The 18102-nt window shown below is 37.6% G+C and carries 14 protein-coding genes and 1 pseudogene; 10 read left to right on the top strand and 5 right to left on the bottom strand.

Annotated elements, in window-relative coordinates; genetic code table 11:
• The first annotated feature begins 304 nt into the window (after positions 1-304).
• Positions 305-1222, top strand: coding sequence for an aldo/keto reductase (locus KW850_RS07400; RefSeq protein ID WP_218346926.1), 918 nt, complete (start codon positions 305-307; stop codon positions 1220-1222).
• Between the two features lie 99 nt (positions 1223-1321).
• Here the strand turns inward: KW850_RS07400 and KW850_RS07395 are convergent, their stop codons facing one another.
• Positions 1322-1951, bottom strand: a complete 630-nt coding sequence (locus KW850_RS07395; protein WP_218346925.1) for an AmiS/UreI family transporter — start codon at positions 1949-1951, stop codon at positions 1322-1324.
• A gap of 216 nt (positions 1952-2167) precedes the next feature.
• Positions 2168-3106 carry a Tle-like phospholipase domain-containing protein gene (locus KW850_RS07390; protein ID WP_218346924.1) on the bottom strand — a complete coding sequence of 313 codons (939 nt, stop codon included), beginning with the start codon at positions 3104-3106 and terminating at the stop codon, positions 2168-2170.
• Positions 3107-3745: 639 nt separating this feature from the next.
• Between KW850_RS07390 and KW850_RS34575 the strand changes: the two are divergent.
• The 6 genes and pseudogenes from KW850_RS34575 to ahpF all read left to right on the top strand — a co-directional run.
• A pseudogene (locus tag KW850_RS34575) lies at positions 3746-4033 on the top strand (3D domain-containing protein); the annotation flags it as partial.
• Between the two features lie 201 nt (positions 4034-4234).
• Positions 4235-4834 (top strand): undecaprenyl-diphosphatase, encoded by a 600-nt coding sequence (locus KW850_RS07380; protein WP_218347097.1) that lies wholly within the window; start codon positions 4235-4237, stop codon positions 4832-4834.
• Between the two features lie 124 nt (positions 4835-4958).
• Entirely contained in the window at positions 4959-5741 is a 783-nt protein-coding gene (locus tag KW850_RS07375) for a 3D domain-containing protein (RefSeq protein ID WP_218346922.1), read from the top strand.
• A gap of 1536 nt (positions 5742-7277) precedes the next feature.
• On the top strand, positions 7278-8732 hold the full coding sequence (locus KW850_RS07370) for a L,D-transpeptidase family protein (RefSeq protein WP_218346921.1): 1455 nt from the start codon (positions 7278-7280) through the stop codon (positions 8730-8732).
• Between the two features lie 343 nt (positions 8733-9075).
• The gene (gene ahpC / locus KW850_RS07365) at positions 9076-9639 is read left to right on the top strand and encodes an alkyl hydroperoxide reductase subunit C (RefSeq protein ID WP_218346920.1); all 564 of its coding nucleotides are present in this window, start codon (positions 9076-9078) and stop codon (positions 9637-9639) included.
• A gap of 231 nt (positions 9640-9870) precedes the next feature.
• Positions 9871-11397, top strand: coding sequence for an alkyl hydroperoxide reductase subunit F (gene ahpF, locus KW850_RS07360; RefSeq protein ID WP_218347096.1), 1527 nt, complete (start codon positions 9871-9873; stop codon positions 11395-11397).
• Positions 11398-11596: 199 nt separating this feature from the next.
• On the opposite strand, the gene KW850_RS07355 is transcribed toward ahpF, so the two are convergent.
• Positions 11597-12376: a YhfC family intramembrane metalloprotease gene (locus tag KW850_RS07355; protein WP_218346919.1), complete on the bottom strand. Its 780-nt coding sequence runs from the start codon at positions 12374-12376 to the stop codon at positions 11597-11599.
• Between the two features lie 469 nt (positions 12377-12845).
• Here KW850_RS07355 and tatA point away from each other — a divergent pair, with 469 nt between their 5' ends.
• Positions 12846-13043 (top strand): twin-arginine translocase TatA/TatE family subunit, encoded by a 198-nt coding sequence (gene tatA, locus KW850_RS07350; protein WP_218346918.1) that lies wholly within the window; start codon positions 12846-12848, stop codon positions 13041-13043.
• 61 nt (positions 13044-13104) lie between these two features.
• Positions 13105-13827, top strand: coding sequence for a twin-arginine translocase subunit TatC (gene tatC, locus KW850_RS07345; RefSeq protein ID WP_218346917.1), 723 nt, complete (start codon positions 13105-13107; stop codon positions 13825-13827).
• 140 nt (positions 13828-13967) lie between these two features.
• Here tatC and KW850_RS07340 read toward each other — a convergent pair whose 3' ends face one another.
• Both KW850_RS07340 and KW850_RS07335 read right to left on the bottom strand, forming a co-directional pair.
• A complete protein-coding gene (locus tag KW850_RS07340; protein ID WP_218346916.1) occupies positions 13968-15410 on the bottom strand; it encodes an alkaline phosphatase PhoX in 1443 nt (480 codons plus the stop codon).
• 398 nt (positions 15411-15808) lie between these two features.
• On the bottom strand, positions 15809-16678 hold the full coding sequence (locus KW850_RS07335; RefSeq protein ID WP_218346915.1) for a LysR family transcriptional regulator: 870 nt from the start codon (positions 16676-16678) through the stop codon (positions 15809-15811).
• A gap of 122 nt (positions 16679-16800) precedes the next feature.
• Between KW850_RS07335 and KW850_RS07330 the strand changes: the two genes are divergently transcribed.
• Positions 16801-18063, top strand: a complete 1263-nt coding sequence (locus tag KW850_RS07330) for a benzoate/H(+) symporter BenE family transporter (RefSeq protein WP_218346914.1) — start codon at positions 16801-16803, stop codon at positions 18061-18063.
• Positions 18064-18102: the final 39 nt, after the last annotated feature.

Genomic DNA, 18102 nt, shown 5'->3' with positions numbered 1-18102 from the left:
GCCTCATGTAATTTAATTACATCACCGACGTTATACTTCAAAATCGACTTTTCAGTCTAGATAATACCCTTAAACTTTAGCTAACTTACTAGATTTGACCTATATCTCACAAACAAAATGAACTACTATGATCTTGTTTGACTAATATTTTACAAAATTCTGATTGTATGTGAAAATAGGTAGGATTATTAAAGTATATGTGCTTGTGCTAGGGATCAGTAGGTTGGATTCAATCGGATCAATTTTATAGCTGCTATCCTTTCATGAAATCATCCCATTTCAAAACTTGGAGGACACTAAATCAATGAGAACCATTAAACTTGGAAGCAGTTCATTAGATGTGCCAGTTGTAGCAGTGGGCTGTATGCGTATTAATTCACTTGAAAAGACAGAGGCGGACCGCTTTGTTCAATCGGCATTAGAAGAAGGAGCAAACTTCTTCGACCATGCTGACATTTATGGCGGCGGCACCTGTGAAGAAATTTTTGCGGATGCCATCCATATGAATTCGAGCGTCCGTGAAAAAATCATTCTGCAATCTAAATGCGGAATTCGTAAGGGAATGTTTGATTTTTCAAAAGAACATATTTTAGAATCGGTTGACGGAATTTTGAAGAGATTGAAAACCGAATATCTCGATGTGCTGCTTTTGCACCGCCCTGATGCGCTTGTCGAGCCCGAAGAGGTTGCAGAAGCCTTTGATATCCTTGAGAGTTCAGGAAAAGTGCGCCATTTTGGTGTTTCTAACCAGAATCCCATGCAGATCCAGTTGTTAAAAAAATTTGTGAAGCAGCCGCTTGTCGCTAACCAACTGCAGTTAAGTATCACCAACGCCAACATGATTTCAAATGGAATGAATGTCAACATGGAGAATGATTCAGCCATAAACCGGGATGGCAGTATCCTTGATTATTGCCGTTTGAACGATATCACCATCCAACCATGGTCACCATTCCAATACGGGTTCTTTGAAGGGGTATTCCTTGGCAGCGACAAGTTCCCAGAGCTGAATCAGCAGATTGATGAACTTGCCGCTAAATATGCAGTCAGCAATACGACCATTGCGGTTGCCTGGCTTTTACGTCATCCAGCCCATATGCAGCCAGTGATCGGAACCATGAATATCGACCGATTAAAGGACTGCTGCCAGGCGAGTGACGTTCATTTGACACGTGAGGAATGGTATCGCATTTATCGCGCTGCCGGGAATATTCTTCCGTAACTGTTATTTTGATCTACTCTCCAAAAAAAGAAGGCATAACAAATTGTGTATTCACAAAAAAAGAGTATGGAATCGTTATGATTCCATACTCTTTTTTTCCTATATCACTTGTATTTCCTGACCGCTGTTTTCTTTTTTAAAGGAAATTTTCATTTTGAAAAGACTTACTACAAAATAGACAATCGCGAGCATCAAAACGAAGGTCCAGACTTTCAAAACGATTGGCGTATTTGAGACCCCTAAAAAATAAAGTAAAGCTGGAATGGTTAGGGTTACCCAGGACTGTACGAATGCAACTAGACCAATGTAAGTATCAATTTTCTTTTTAAGGCTATTTGATAAAAAGAATAGAAACCAAAGGTAGGCCCACATTCCCCATGTTAATGCATTGACGATATCATGGAAATGAATAATGGAGGTAATTGTATAAACGACTGCAATAATCGCGACCCATAAGCTAAACCAACCAAGACCGCTGCCATCAAGTCCTTTCAATAAGGTGACACCAACATATAGATACGTCAAGCCAAATAAAAATATCGCTGCAACATTATAAAGATCCCAATTATTTTGACCTGCTGCAACCATTAGGTATGATGGGATGATGATTTGAATAATACCGATAAATATATTAAAGAACCCAACACTTTTTGCTTCAGCCTTTCCTAACAGCATAAGACTGTTAAGAAATAATACTGCTCCCGATAAAAATAACCCAACAAAACTCATATAGATAGTTGTGAAAAGTACTTTTTCACAACATCCCCTCCTTCAATAAAAAAAACGTTTTTTAACTCCATAAATATAGCATAGCCCATGAACAAATGTTAAGTTACGTTTGAACAAAATTTTATATTAATTATTACCATTTCTCCATTCCAGCCCCTATACAAAATAAAAAGCCGACTCTTAACAACTATTGAGTCAGCTTCATGATATACTATGTTAAAAATTTGAAAGTTTATGACCGTTAAAAATGGAGGAAATTTTTTTGCGATTTGTATAGAAAAATTTTAGTGTTTCACTTGGTTTCATAGCTTGTAATTGACGGCGGCTATAGCCCATTTCATATAAATTTCTAATTTTCTTATCTTTATACACTACTTTTCCGCTGTACTTAAAATCCTTTGGCTTTATTAGCGTTAACTCATTCAGTACTTCATTTTTTACTACGTAATTGGTCACTTTGGTATCTTTTTTCATGGTATCCCACGTTGACTTACTAACATTATATTTCGTTAATGGTAACGAATTAAATGTTACAATCGCTGTGATATCTTTCTTTGTAATTTTCCCATAATACTTATATTTCTTTTTATCATTGTTGTATACTTTACCGGTTTTTGCATCAAAATAAAGTTTCTGGGATAACCAGCCGCCTAATGAGTGCCCAGTGAAATACCACTTGTAATTTTTATATTTTTTATTTTTCATGTTGTATAGATAGTTTAAATATAGGTGACCATTCTTGGCCTGAACATTATCGTCACTCGTCACCGCTCTAAAATTATTCTGCCAATCTTTCCAGGCAAGATCTTTTAAATCTGTTTGAGAACCTCTAAAGGCAACCACCAGCTTTTTTTCCTTATTATTGACAAAAACAGTCGCTTGGAAGCTTGATGAAATCGCCCCCCATGGCTTAAAGGCAGGATGTAATGGATTATAATTATCATCTACTTGTTCTACAAATACCCAACCCGCTGGAACTCCCTTTTTTAATTTCGTACCTTCTAAACGAGCATCTAAATAAGCTAAACTAGAAAATTTCTTCATTAAGTCATATGTAGATACTGAAGCTTCGGCTCTATTATTATTTGAAATTAACAAACTACTAATCACCAAAACTAGTAAGACAAAAATATTTGCTATCTTCCTGAATTTCACATACTCTCCCCCTAAATATGAAATAAACAGTTAAATTATAGCAACTAGTTAGTAATGGGTAAATATTTCCACTTACTATCGTAAATACATGTTTTATTTGATTTTCTGTAACATAATTGTAATAAAACGAAATGGAGCTCAGCAGTTGACACGACTAGACTTTTTACCTAGATGAGCATGAGCAAAGTCGCTTTTTCAGATTATTAAATTAACTTAGAAATACTATCGCAATATACTTGCCATAGATGTAAAAGATTTAACATATCCCTGTTATTTGTCTCAGAAAAATCCATGTTACGATATGGAACAATGAGCAGTCACACAACAGGGAGGGTAAAAAGAATGCTAAAAAAACTTAAAACATTCATAGCAGTTGCTATACTCTCAGGAACTGTTAGTGCGAATGTACAAGCTGCTACTATTACTGAAAAACAAGACAATACCCGTTGGGATCAATATAATCAAACTCTAGAAAATATCCAAAAGGAATCGAATACACTTAAAACAGACAATCCTGTGAATCCAGCGGCTCCTGCAGTTACTGAACCATTTCCGGTGTCTGCAAAGCCCGTTATTGCAGAAGCAAAAAAGAAAAGTGCACCCGTGATGAAATTAGCAAGCAGTACAAGTACAAGCGTCAAGGAAATTACCGTGAAAGCCACCGCCTATACAGCTTCCTGTGAAGGGTGTTCAGGTATTACTAAAACGGGGATTAATATCAAAGATAATCCCAATAAAAAGGTAATCGCTGTTGACCCATCGGTGATCCCGCTTGGAAGTAAGGTTTATGTAGAAGGTTTTGGTGAAGCGATTGCTGCCGATACAGGCGGAGCGATTAAAGGAAATCGAATTGATATCTTTATTCCATCTAAACAGGATGCTATCGATTTTGGTGTGAAAAAATTAAAGGTTACCATCTTAAACTAAGATGGAGAAACATGTATCACTATATTCAGACTAAACACTGCAACTCCCTTTATTTATAAAGTGGATGCAGTGTTTTTTGTTGCGCTTTAATTGGCTAGTATAACTTACAAAAGTGTAAGGCGGATGTAAGAAAAACAAATTTTCCACTTTTGACCAATTTATTATAATTTTCTTCAGAAAAGGATAAGGGGGAAAATGATGATGAGGATATCGGAACTTAATATTGAATTGTTTAGAATCATTAATGATAGTGGTAAGGATTTCACTTATTTAAACCCAGCAATGATTTTCATTGCTGAATATATGGTGCTGTTTTTAGCCTTAAGTATCCTGATCTTTTGGTTTACAAGACGTAAAACCAATAGAATGATGATTATTTGCGGATTGATTACCTTTTTAGTGGCGGAAATCATGGGAGAAATGGCCGGACTCATCCATTCGAATAATCAGCCATTCTCTGAACTGACTCACGTGAATAAACTCATCGGACATGAAGTGGATAATTCTTTTCCAAGTGATCACACCATGTTGTTCTTCTCATTTTGTATGGTTTTCTTTCTTTTTAAAAGAAAAATAGGTATTTTATGGATTTTATTAGCATGCCTTGTTGGTCTGTCTCGGATTTGGGTTGGTGTACACTATCCAGGAGATGTGATTGTGGGAGCCGCTATTAGTATTTCTTCTGCCCTAATCGTTTACCGAGTCGTACCTACGTTACGTTTTATAGATAATTTGTTAGCTATTTTCGAAAAAACGGAAAGACTGATCCTGCCCCAAAAACGAAAGTCAAAAGAATTGTAGAAATATTATTGCAATATAAATGCCACGGATGTAAACGATTTAACATCTCCCTGTTCTTTGTTTCAGAAAATTCTATGTTACTATTTAGAAAACTTAGCAACCAAAGAACATGGAGGGTAAAAGAATGCTTAAAAGAATTCTATCAATTTTAGCAGTTGCTGTACTCTCAGTAACTGTAAGTGCTAATGTACAAGCTGCAACTATTACTGTACAAAAAGGTGATACCCTTTGGGATCTATCACGTGCAAATAATACTTCTTTAGAAAATATTCAAAAATTGAATCATCTTACTACGGACCTTATTCACCCGGGTGATGTACTAACGATTGCACCGGAAAAACATTATACTGTTAAAAAAGGTGACACACTATGGAACATTTCCATGGATTATCATGTAACTGTTTCGCAACTTAAAGAATGGAACAAACTAACTACCGATCTTATCCATCCTGGATTAAATCTATTAATCTATGAAGGTTTAAATACTACTACTACTAAGGTTGTAACAGACAAACCAATCAAGCAGGCTGCACAAGCAGCATCTGCAAAGCCTGTAGCGCAGGCACCAAAGGAAAGTGAACCAAAGGTAGAAGCTGCATCAACTAGTAATACAAGTTCAAGGGAAATTACTGTGAAGGCTACAGCTTATACGGCATCTTGCGAGGGATGTTCTGGTACTACTGCTACTGGAATTAACCTTAAAGCAAATCCAAATGCAAAAGTCATCGCAGTTGACCCAAATGTTATACCGCTTGGCAGTAAAGTTTATGTAGAAGGCTATGGTGAAGCAACCGCCGGAGATACTGGTGGAGCTATTAAAGGAAATCGAATTGATGTCTTTATTCCTGAGGAGCAAGATGCCGTTAACTTTGGTGTGAAGCAATTAAAGGTAACCATTTTAAATTAAGATGCCCCAATACTAGGGATAATAATTTCACTTAACGTAAAAATCCGTACGGTGCCTTTGAGCGTACGGGTTTTTCTTGTCTGAATGGGGCCTGGATTAGTTGTCCAAATCAGACCCGCATTCCGACAACAGCAAGCTTTTTGGGCCTATGATTAATCTCACCAAGTGCTGTTGCTCAATATTTTAATGTTAACTTAAATAATTCCGAAAACCCACCTATGAGAAGGCGAAGAATGTATCATTGTTATGAAGGACAGTTCTTCAGGGATCTTAATCGGTTTTGTCCTTCATTGGTGTAATGAAGGACAGTTCTTCATAAATCTTATTTGGTTTTGTCCTTCATTGGTGTTATGAAGGACAGTTCTTCATAAATCTTAATTGGTTTTGTCCTTCATCAGTGTAATGAAGGACAGTTCTCCAAAAATCTTAATTGGTTTTGTCCTTCATTGGTGTTATGAAGGACAGTTCTCCAAAAATCTTAATTGGTTTTGTCCTTCATTGATGCTATGAAGGACAGTTCTTCATAAATCTTAATTGGTTTTGTCCTTCATCAGTGTTATGAAGGACAGTTCTTCAAAAATCTTATTTGGTTTTGTCCTTCATTGGTGTTATGAAGGACAGTTCTTCAGAAATCTTATTTGGTTTTGTCCTTCATTGGTGTTATGAAGGACAGTTCTTCATAAATCTTATTTGGTTTTGTCCTTCATTAGTGTTATGAAGGACAGTTCTTCATAAATCTTAATTGGTTTTGTCCTTCATTGATGCTATGAAGGACAGTTCTTCAGAATTTTTAATTGGTTTTGTCCTTCATCAGTGTAATGAAGGACAGTTCTTCAGAAATCTTAATTGGTTTTGTCCTTCATAACAGAAATAGAAAAATCGTTGTAACAATAATAAAAATTAGGGCGTAAATTCCTATGTTAATTAATGCCTTAAATATAATGTGATTTACCTTTTTGCGCCCCATATCGGAACCCTGTAGCCTTAGACTGCCCCCTTTTATTAAATTAATCTTCTATTTGGAAAGTATAAGTGAAATGGTTTTTCCGTTTTCATCCTGGATTTCCACTGTTGCCCGCTTATTTGCAGGACCTACCTTAAAGTCACCGAAGTTGAAGTAATTCCCTTCTTCCAATTCATCTCCTATTAATTTATCTAAAAAATATTGGAGAATTGTAAATCCGCTATTGATAGAGTATGGATCTTCTGTAAAACAAACAAAAACACTACCTTTTTCTTATAAAAGATCTGATATCGCATGAGAAATGGCCTATTAACTCTATTCATAACCATAAATTTCTCTGAAATAACAAAATCATATTGAGTATTGCAAACATTTATTATAAAATGATTCGCTGCTATTAAAAGTGATAAATATAAAAATTTCACACAGATACAAAATGTGACAAAGTTCACACTATACTTTTAGTAGAATAGTAGTAAAATCTAATAAGATGATTGTTTAAGGATGTAAAACCAAATGGTTTAAGTCGAAGAACGTCGATAATTGGATGTATAGGTACGGGGGGATTATTTATGGAAAATGCTTTATCAGAATCCGTTGAGGGAAGGGCCAAACAACAGGGGAAATCAGCGAAACCAGCTAAATGGTTTAAAAGCTGGAAGTTTATCACAACAAGTATCATCATTATTATTGCACTCATAACTGCGGGAATCAGCTATTATCAGGCAAATCACTTTAATTCTCATATCAAGATCAACGGCACAACAGTCGGGGGACTGAATGCTGAACAGGCACTTAAAGCGTTAAAAACATCTGTCTTAAAAAACGAAGTCTATGTCGGAGAACAGCAAATTATAGATGGTAAAGATACAACAATGGGATTTACGGAGCAAGATCTATCAGGTGTGAAAAAATTATTAAAAAACCAGCATACACTTTTTCCTTCTTCCAAAGCTAAAAATTATTCATTAGTTCCAAGTAATCTCGATCACTATCGCAGCCAAGAGTTGAAAAAACAAGTGGAAGACAAGCTTGTATCCATGAATAAAAGTTTAACTGCGCCAAAAGATGCACAGGCCCGTTTGGAGCAGGGTAAAATTATCATTTCAAAAAGTAATAATGGCCAGCAATTTGATGTCGCTAATTTATTAAAGGACTACGAAAAGCAGGAGTATACTAGTGAAATTCGTCTTAATCCTGTATACATACAGCCAATCAAAGAAGACAGTCAGATTGTAAAAAATGAAGGGAAAAAGCTGCAGGAACTCCTTCAACAAACCGTTGATTATAAGGTCCAGGATAAAGTTTATTCCTTAAAAGGCAGCGAGTTAATTAAAACTGCTTCTGTGTCAGTTGACATGAAGATTAAAATAGATCAAAGCGATATTGACAAGAAAATTGATGAAATTAATAGTTCTCAAGCTACATTAGATAAAGATTTCACCTTTAAGACCCATTCAGGTAAAGTCATTAAGGTTAAGGGACAAGGCTATGGCTGGGCATTAGATGTGAAAAAGGAAACAAAACAGATTAAGACGGCTTTTGAAAAAGGTGAGAAATCCATTACTGCTTCTCATATTATCGGACATGGCTGGAGTAATGAGGGCTACGGTTATGAAACGACTACGAACAATGGCATAGGCCATACGTATGCCGAAGTGTCGATTGCACAACAGCGTGTTTGGCTTTATAAAAATGGGAAATTAGTCCTCACAACAAATGTCGTGACCGGCAAACACAGCACCGGTGAGGATACATCAAAAGGAGTCTGGTATATCCTATTCAAGCGAACACCATCCGTACTCAAGGGCTCACATGTAGGCAGTGGTTCTTATGAAGTGAAAGTCAATTATTGGGCACCATTTACGAACAGCGGGCAAGGGTTCCACGATGCCAGCTGGCGGTCAAACTGGTCAAGCACTGCCTACCTTAATGCAGGATCAGGTGGCTGTGTCAACACTCAATCTAGTATTATGAAATCTGTTTATAATAATCTCGAAACATATGAGCCGGTGGTCATCTATTAACCAATGAATCAGGAAATCGATAACGATTTCCTGATTTTTTTTATTAAGTAAAACTGTAACCATAAGTGGTAATTGAGAAATTTTTATAGTAATTGAAAATTAATTTTTAGAGTTACTAGATCATAACGAATCAGATAGATTCTATTGCATTTATACTAAATCCGGATTTCATGCTTGACAAACCAATAAGATTTATATGATAATAACTTTGTAATTAGAATTATTCTATTTAACTAATAATAATTAAAAGGTTATCATTGTTATTGGTTATTTATAGTTTTGACTTTATGTCAAAAACTAGTTAACAATAAATCTCAAAAAACATTCTAGGAGGAAATAAATTATGTCTTTAATCGGAAAAGAAGTACAAGCATTCACAGCCCAAGCCTACCATAACGGTGATTTTATTACCGTTTCTGAAGCAAATCTTAAAGGAAAATGGAGCGTAGTTTGCTTTTACCCAGCAGACTTTACATTCGTATGCCCAACTGAACTAGAAGACCTGCAAAACCAATACGCAACATTGAAAGATCTTGGTGTAGAAGTTTACTCTGTATCAACTGATACTCACTTTACTCATAAGGCATGGCACGATCACTCACCTGCTATTGGCAAAATTGAATACATTATGGTTGGTGATCCTTCTCAAAAGATTTCTCGTATCTTTGATGTACTAGACGAAGAAGAAGGTCTTGCACAACGCGGTACTTTCATCATCGATCCAGACGGTAAAGTTCAAGCTATGGAAATCAATGCAGATGGCATTGGCCGTGACGCAAGCACGATTTTGAACAAGATTAAGGCGGCACAATACGTTCGTAACAATCCAGGTGAAGTTTGCCCAGCTAAATGGCAAGAAGGTGGAGAAACACTTAAGCCAAGCCTTGACCTTGTAGGTAAAATCTAAGAGGTACGTTTAAAATACTAAGGGAATTGGAAGCTTCCAATTCCCTTTTTCAGTACATAATTAAAACTGCTATTTTATATATTACAGCATCACTTTTTTAAAGCCTAATAATAGTGGGATTTTTCACTTGACTGATAATGAAGTTTATATGATAATAATTATTGAATTAGAATTATTATTGTTTGCAGAATTATCAACTGACTCGCAGGAAAAATTTAAGGAGTGAGATTAATGCTAGATAAAGATATAAAATCACAGTTAGCCCAGTATCTACAATTAATGGAGGGCGATGTCCTTCTTAAAGTAAGTGCAGGATCCAATGACGTTTCTCGCGACATGCTGGCATTAGTAGATGAATTGGCCAACATGTCTTCTCACATTAAAGTTGAGAAAATCGAGTTAGAAAGAACTCCAAGCTTTAGTGTAAATCGTATCGGTGAAGACACTGGAGTGACTTTTGCAGGTGTTCCTCTTGGACACGAATTCACTTCATTAGTATTAGCTCTGCTGCAGGTCAGCGGAAGAGCTCCTAAGGTTGATCAAAAGCTTATTGATCAAGTTAAAAACATTAAAGGTGAATTTCATTTTGAATCTTACATCAGCCTAACCTGCCACAACTGTCCTGATGTGGTACAAGCACTAAACATCATGAGCACTCTTAACCCTGGCATTACGCATACCATGATTGATGGTGCAGCGTTTAAAGAAGAGGTTGAAAACAAAAACATCATGGCCGTACCAACGGTATTCCTAAATGGTGAATCCTTCGGCAGCGGCCGTATGACACTTGATGAAATCCTCGCCAAGATGGGCAGTGGTTCTGATGCATCAGAGCTTTCTGATAAGGAACCATTTGATGTGCTTGTTGTTGGAGGCGGCCCTGCCGGTGCAAGTGCAGCCATTTATGCGGCACGCAAAGGTATTCGTACGGGGATTGTGGCTGAACGCTTTGGCGGCCAGGTTATGGACACAATGGGCATCGAGAACTTTATCGGCACAAAATATACAGAAGGTCCTAAACTCGCAGCAAGTCTTGAAGAACATGTCAAAGAGTACAATGTTGATGTTATGAATTTACAGCGTGCTAAGCGTTTAGTGAAGAAGGATCTTATTGCAATCGAACTTGAAAACGGTGCTATTTTGCGAAGTAAAACTGTTATTCTTTCAACAGGTGCCCGCTGGCGTAATATTGGTGTTCCTGGCGAAGCAGAGTTTAAAAACAAAGGTGTAGCGTACTGCCCACATTGTGACGGTCCATTGTTTGCAGGAAAAGACGTAGCCGTTATTGGCGGAGGTAATTCAGGTATTGAAGCAGCCATTGATCTCGCAGGCATTGTGAACCATGTTACAGTTCTTGAGTTTGCGCCAGAGCTTAAAGCTGATTCTGTCCTTCAGGACCGTCTTTACAGCTTGCCTAACGTAACGGTTATAAAGAACGCTCAAACCAAAGAAATTACCGGTACTGACAAGGTAAACGGCATTTCTTACATCGATCGCGATACAAAAGAAGAGCATCACGTTGAATTACAAGGTGTGTTTGTCCAGATTGGTCTTGTACCAAATACCGATTGGTTAGGCGAAACCATTGAGCGTACTCGATTCGGTGAGATCATTGTAGATAACCACGGAGCAACCAACATACCAGGAGTGTTTGCGGCGGGAGACTGCACAAATAGCCCATATAAGCAAATCATTATTTCGATGGGTTCAGGTGCAACAGCAGCATTAGGTGCATTTGATTATCTAATCCGAAATTAATGACTAAAGTCACGTACTACCAGTTAGGTAGTACGTGGCTTTTTTTTATATCTAGGCCATGGTAAGACTTATTGTTGATTTTGGCACCCTGTTGATCTACGTTCCAGACGCGAGATCCTCGAAAATGCTATCGCATTTCCTGAGCTTTTATAAGCTACAGGGCATTTTTTCTATTTATTAAATAAATAATGCTATCAAATTATCTTGTAGCATTAGGCAGCATATTCCTCGCCTTTTTAATGAAGACAAACGATAATAGCCCGACAATTGCTACGTATAATTCAATGACCAATAGGTTTTTAAGATGGCCTGTTTGGAAGAATACGAGTGGGAAATCAATTGCTGCGTGAATGAGAATTACATAGATGACATAGGAAAATTTCTTTTTAACTACCCCTATTAAAACAAATAAACTAAAAGCGATTTGCATGAATACCGCAAAGAGTCGTTCCAAACATCCTAATAAATAAAAGGAAACCCCTTGATTTAATAACGAGTCTTTCATCGCGGACAACTGATCCGCTGGAAGTTTTGCCGCCAGGGATGACTCAAAGGTACCGGAATTAATCATAAAAGCGAAGATGATGTTTGGCACAACAGTCATAAGCACTAACACAACAGCTTCAATACCACCCCAGCCGATTCCAAAGGAGATTCCACCTTTGTAATCATGGAATTTTTTCAGGAGCCAAGTGAATAATAGAAACCGGCCTAACTCTTCAAATAAGCCTGCTGCCATGCCTCCGTATAAACCAAATAACCATGGGTGATCCGCATAATTCGGAAAGTTTGTTACGACAACTACGTGCAATGCTTTTTCTAAAACCTGTGTTGTTACGACAAATCCAATAGCGCCAATTACCACCGGCTTAACAGCAATACCTGTTTTCTTTCTATAAACCAAAATCAACCCCGCAAATAAAACAAATGAAACTACAATCGGAACAAACATCGAAATAATCGTTGCTGTACTTACCATTCGAATCTCCCCTTTTTTATCCCATTAACTGTATTATTATCATTATTGATAATGATAATAATACAGTTGTTAATTACTGTCAATAATTTTTTGGAAAATTTTTCTTTAGTAATAGTAAATGGTTCCTTAGGTGACTCACCTTCGGACCAGGAGCTAAAACTAGGACTAACTGATTGCCAAAACTATGATTTACGCCACAAGCCAGTCTTTTATCAATTTCCCTGACATATGGGCTGATTTTGCCTTAAAACAAATTAATAGTTTATTAACAATTCTTTACACTCCCTTAATTAACATAGTGAAGGTGGTTACCTATAATAATAGTTAAGGATAATGAAACCACTCAAAGGGGGAAGAAAGTAGCAGCTTCGAGTTGTCTTTTATGCAATTGCAATGCTAATACAGGTTTTTTAATTACAGCCAACAACAGAAAAAGCAAAAAGAAGTTTTATTTGAGGAGGAATTTAAAATGCTACAAAATATTGGGATTCCGGGTTTGATTCTTATTCTTGTAATCGCCTTAATCATTTTTGGTCCTTCAAAATTACCAGAATTAGGCAGAGCTGTAGGCTCAACATTAAAAGAGTTCAAAAAATCAACAAGAGATTTAGTTTCCGATGAAGAGCCGGCAAAAACACAGCCCCCAAAAGAGGAAAAAGCAATTTAATTCATATCATTTTTTAGGAAGATGTGAGAGGCTTGCATCTTCTTTTTTATAAGGAGGACCCATGAAAAACCACGATATGGACCTTATTGGTCATTTTGAAGAATTACGCAAACGTCTCATTTTCGTATTAGGAACCTTTATCCTGCTCTTCATTGTGTCCTTTATCTATGTACAAGACATTTATCACTGGCTGGTGAAGGACCTAGCAGTGAAGCTGGCCATATTAGGACCGAGCGATATTTTATGGGTCTATATGATCCTATCAAGTGTCGCAGCCATTGCAGGAACCATCCCAATGGCCGCCTATCAAACTTGGCTGTTTGTCCGTCCCGCATTGAGAGAAACGGAACGTAAAGTAACACTGGCATATATTCCAACTTTATTCCTTCTATTTATTATCGGGATTTGCTTCGGCTACTTTGTCATTTTCCCTACGGTATTTCAATTCCTCCTATCCATGTCAGAGGATATGTTTATGACCTTTTTTACAACAGAAAAGTACTTTATGTTTTTAATTCATATGACACTGCCATTTGGATTTTTATTCGAACTTCCAGTGATTATCATGTTCCTAACCAGTGTCGGAGTTCTGAACCCATATCGATTGCAAAAGATTCGAAAATACGCTTATTTTGTTTTAATATTAATCGCTATTTTCATCACCCCGCCGGATTTTCTATCAGACATATTGGTAGTCATTCCTCTGATATTCCTATATGAATGCAGTGTTCTATTATCTAAGGTGGTTTATCGGCGAAAGCAAAAAATGAATCTAGCTGTGTAAATTAAAAAAGAAGTCTTAGTCCATGGTAAGACTTCTTTTTTATGAAACAATCAAGCAAACGATCTATACAACATAAGTGAAAAGGAAAAGATGTAAACCAGACATGTATGGCTTACATCTTTTTTTGGATTCATTTAAAACTAAATCTTCAATCCGTGGCGCTCAAACGCTGCCGCCTCAAGAACAGACATTCCTTGGCTCTCGGCAAACTTAACTAGTTTGTCCGATACCTGTGGTGCAAAATCCTTTGAAGGAGCTGCGTAAGACATTTCCCTTGCACGGGCTGCGTTACTGCGGTGGAATGGCCCCCAGATGGCAAAGGTTTTGCCAGGGCTTTGAATATTGACAAAAAGCGTGTTTCCGTCAGGCGAGAAGGTAGGGCCTGTCATTTCAGATCCATTTAGACGATTGTGTGCAAAAGGATAGGTTTTGCCTTCAGGTGTAATCCCCATAAGTCGGTCGTCGCCTGCTCCATCTTCTACGAACCAAAGGTCGCCCCAGGGAGTCATGGCGATATTATCCGGAGATTCCATGTCTTTTGCATCAGTTGCCTCATAGAAAAGCTCCAAGGTATTAGTGTGTGGAATATAGCGGTAAATGCGTCCAAGATTTTTTTCTCCGGCAGAGCTATCATCAAACCAAAAGACGCCCGCCTGGAAGAACGCTCCCTCTAATTTTTTGAATTCAATACAGCCTTTTGCCTTGGCATCCTCGCGGCATAAATGAGGATCTAAATCCTTCCAGACAATCTTAAATGTTTGTCCTGTTTTAAATGTGCTTGCTGATGGGCCAGCTACCTCTTCAATCGCCGCCGCATAAAGCTTGCCGCCTTTTTGCAGGGCACCCGGCTGTTGGGTGGTGTCATTTGGGATAAAACGGTAGAAATAACTTGGGGATGCATCCTCAGTCAAGTAAACATATCCTGTCGCCGGATCAATCGCACAGGCTTCATGAGAAAAGCGTCCCATATCCTTAATTGGGGTTCTGGACATTTCATTCTCCGGTTGCTGCGGATCCACTTCGAATACATATCCGTGTGTCGCAGTACGTGTTTCTTCACAAGTCAGCCAGGTACACCAAGGTGTCGCTCCTCCTGCACAATTTCGAATTGTACCTGAAGAGGTTACATATTCTTTGATGACGTTTCGATTTGGGCCAATAACTAGAGCAGTTGTACCCCCTGCAGATGCGGCATCATATGGCTTGGTGCCAATCACCGGATTTGCTGCACCATTGCTTAATTCATGATTACGAACAAGAATGGTCGTATTATTGGGTCCTTCAAAAGCTGCCATTCCATCAAAGGCGCCAGGGATTTTTCCGCCGTTTGTCAGCTGACCGCCCTCTTCGGAGATAATTTTGTAATGGAAACCTTGTGGAAGATCGAGAATTCCTTTAGGATCTGGAACCAAAGGACCATACCCGCCAAAACCGCTGGTTGGATTACTAGTAGTATCCGCAAATGCTTTTGAACCGAGCGCTAACACTCCAGTTGATCCAAGGGTAAGTGCAAGCGTGCTCATTCCTCCCGCTTTTAAGAAATCTCGTCGATTCATGCCATTTTTAGATACTTGATTTTCCATAAAGTAAATATTCCTCCTCATTTATGTTTTTCTATCTATTGATAGTTTAAATGGCAAACATTAAGCATTAATGGAATTTATGTAGGAATTAGGTAAATAAGTTTAAAGAAATGTAAAAGTACTTTAAATAAACTAAATAAGAGTGGCCATAGGTTTTGCTCCCTCAGCAACTCCTACAGTCCACTCTATCGATATTGAATAGAAATAGTTTTAATAAACCTCATTTACTTATGATACGGTTCTCCGTAACGAATCTAAATGAGGTTATAAAACCATGAATATATTTTATTTTTCATTTAAAGATCTACTTTACCACAGTCAAAACTAATACCTGTTTCATTTTATTTGCCATTTTTCAACGTTGAAGTCTTTTACTTTTGAGTAAATAATTTTGGTGTCTAAAAAAGTTTTAAAAATTCTTTTGCTGCTTTTGATAAATAACTATTCTTCCTCCAAATTACTTTGGGTTCAGATATTAAGGTCTGATCCTTTAGCTGAATGACTCTCAATCCTCCCAATGAATGGAGGGATAATAACGAGAGCGGTAAGATCGTTGCACCAAACCCCGATGAAACGAGACCAAGTAACATAATTAAATCCTGACATTCGCACAGTATATTTGGTTCTAAATCTAACCGTTGAAATTCATTGACAATTTGTCCATACGCACCTAAACCATAGTTTGGTCGCAGAAGAATCAATGGCAAATCGATGATTTCCTCTAACCTGCATTGTTCTGATCCACTCCACGTCCATTTTTCAGGCAAAACAAGCACATATGGGTCACCTTCCAATGTCATTTGAGAGATACTTTTTTCTGTTATTGGACTATTTGTTATCGCAATCTCAATCTGACGTTTAGATAACATTTTTATGAGATGAATCGTTTCACCTTCCCATACTTTGAAAGTAAGACCAGGATTTTTCTCACGAATATCTACCACCTTAGAAAGAATTAAAGATGCACAATAAAGATTGGATCCAACAGATAAAATCCCACTGGCGTCTTTCCTCAATTCTTGAACTTCTACCATTGTTTCATCAAGTTTATTTAAAAGTTCTTTTGCTCGAAGAAGTAATCTTTCCCCCTCCAAGGTTAAATTAAGACTTTTGTTATCTCGATCAAATAAAATGACGCCTAGCTCTTCTTCCATTTGTTTGAGTTGTCTGCTCAAAGGAGGTTGAGCAATATTTAATTTCTTTGCAGCTGTCGTGATCTTACCTTCTTCTGCTATAGTGACAAAGTATTTTAACTGTCGAATATCCAAGATGAAACCTCCATCATACCCAAAAGATATAGTAAAAAGATAAAACAGATATTTTAAGTATTGATAAATTAAGTATACACTAAGATGTAGTGTAATTCATAAGTTGAAGGAGAGTGACTTTGTTGTTCAAAAAAAATACCATACAATTTCCAAAGCTTTTATCGGTTGGGAATATATCGAATGGATTTGTGGCCTGGCTTTTTGGTTCAGCAGGACCATTATTAATTGTTTTACAAGCTGCTGCAAAAGGTCATTTGTCTGGTAGCATAACCAGCTCATGGATTTTCGCCATTTATGGAATGGGTGGACTCCTAACGCTCATCGTCTCCTTATATTATGGGCAACCCATAGGCTATGCCTTTTCAATACCTGGAGCCATTCTTGTCGGCTCAAGCTTAACCCATTATTCTTTCAACCAAGTGGTTGGTGCCTATATTATAACCGGGATCCTTATTTTTCTTTTAGGATTATCTGGCCTTGTTACAAAATTGATGAAGGTTTTGCCTATGCCAGTTATGATGGGGATGGTGTCAGGCGTCTTACTCCCTTTCGGAACTGAAATGATCGGCTCGGTTGTAAAAAATCCTTTACTCAACGGAATCCCTTTACTTGTCTTTCTTGCTCTTTCTTTTTTCTTACGATTTTCAAAAAAGTTTCCGCCTATATTAGGGGCGATCATTGCAGCAATTCTTTGTCTTAAATTTTTGCCGAACGTTTCTGTACAGCCTCTCCATATAACAATGGGCATTCCCCATTTTATCATTCCATCATTTAGTTTTTCCGTTGTAGGGGAACTTGTCATTCCATTACTCTTAACGGTTATTGCCATTCAAAATGCCCAAGGGATTGCTATGTTAGAGACCCATGGCTATCGTCCACCGATCAATGCCATGACCAATTGGAGCGGAATCGGTACCATTATAAATGCTTTTTTTGGGGGCCACCCAGCCTGTATTGCAGGTCCCATGACGGGCTTACTTGTTAATAAAGAATCAGGCAAACTTGAACATAGGTATGTCGCTGCTATTGTATTAGGAGTATTATCCTGTCTATTAGCTCTATTCTCTCCAATAGCTTCGCAAATTCCATATGTCATTCCTGCCTCATTAATTCAATTACTAGGTGGCGTCGCCATGATTAGTGTACTGGTTGACTCTTTGAAAATGAGTTTCTCTGGTCCATTCAAATCAGGCGCCCTCTTTTCCTTTATAATCACAATCTCTGGGATCTCTATTCTCCATATTGGAGCGCCATTCTGGGGTCTGGTTGGGGGTACCTTAGCCACCGCATTCTTGGATAAACAAGATTTTTATAAATCCGAATCAAGTGACCAAAACAATGAAACTAACTTGAGTGAAGCTCTTTGCAAGGACAAAATTTCCTAACACCGTTTCTTTAGGCCTTGGATACATCTCATGACAAAA

Source organism: Bacillus sp. sid0103, assembly GCF_019219025.1.
Note: the sequence above shows the minus strand (reverse complement) of the source record. Positions and strands in the feature narration are given on the sequence as shown.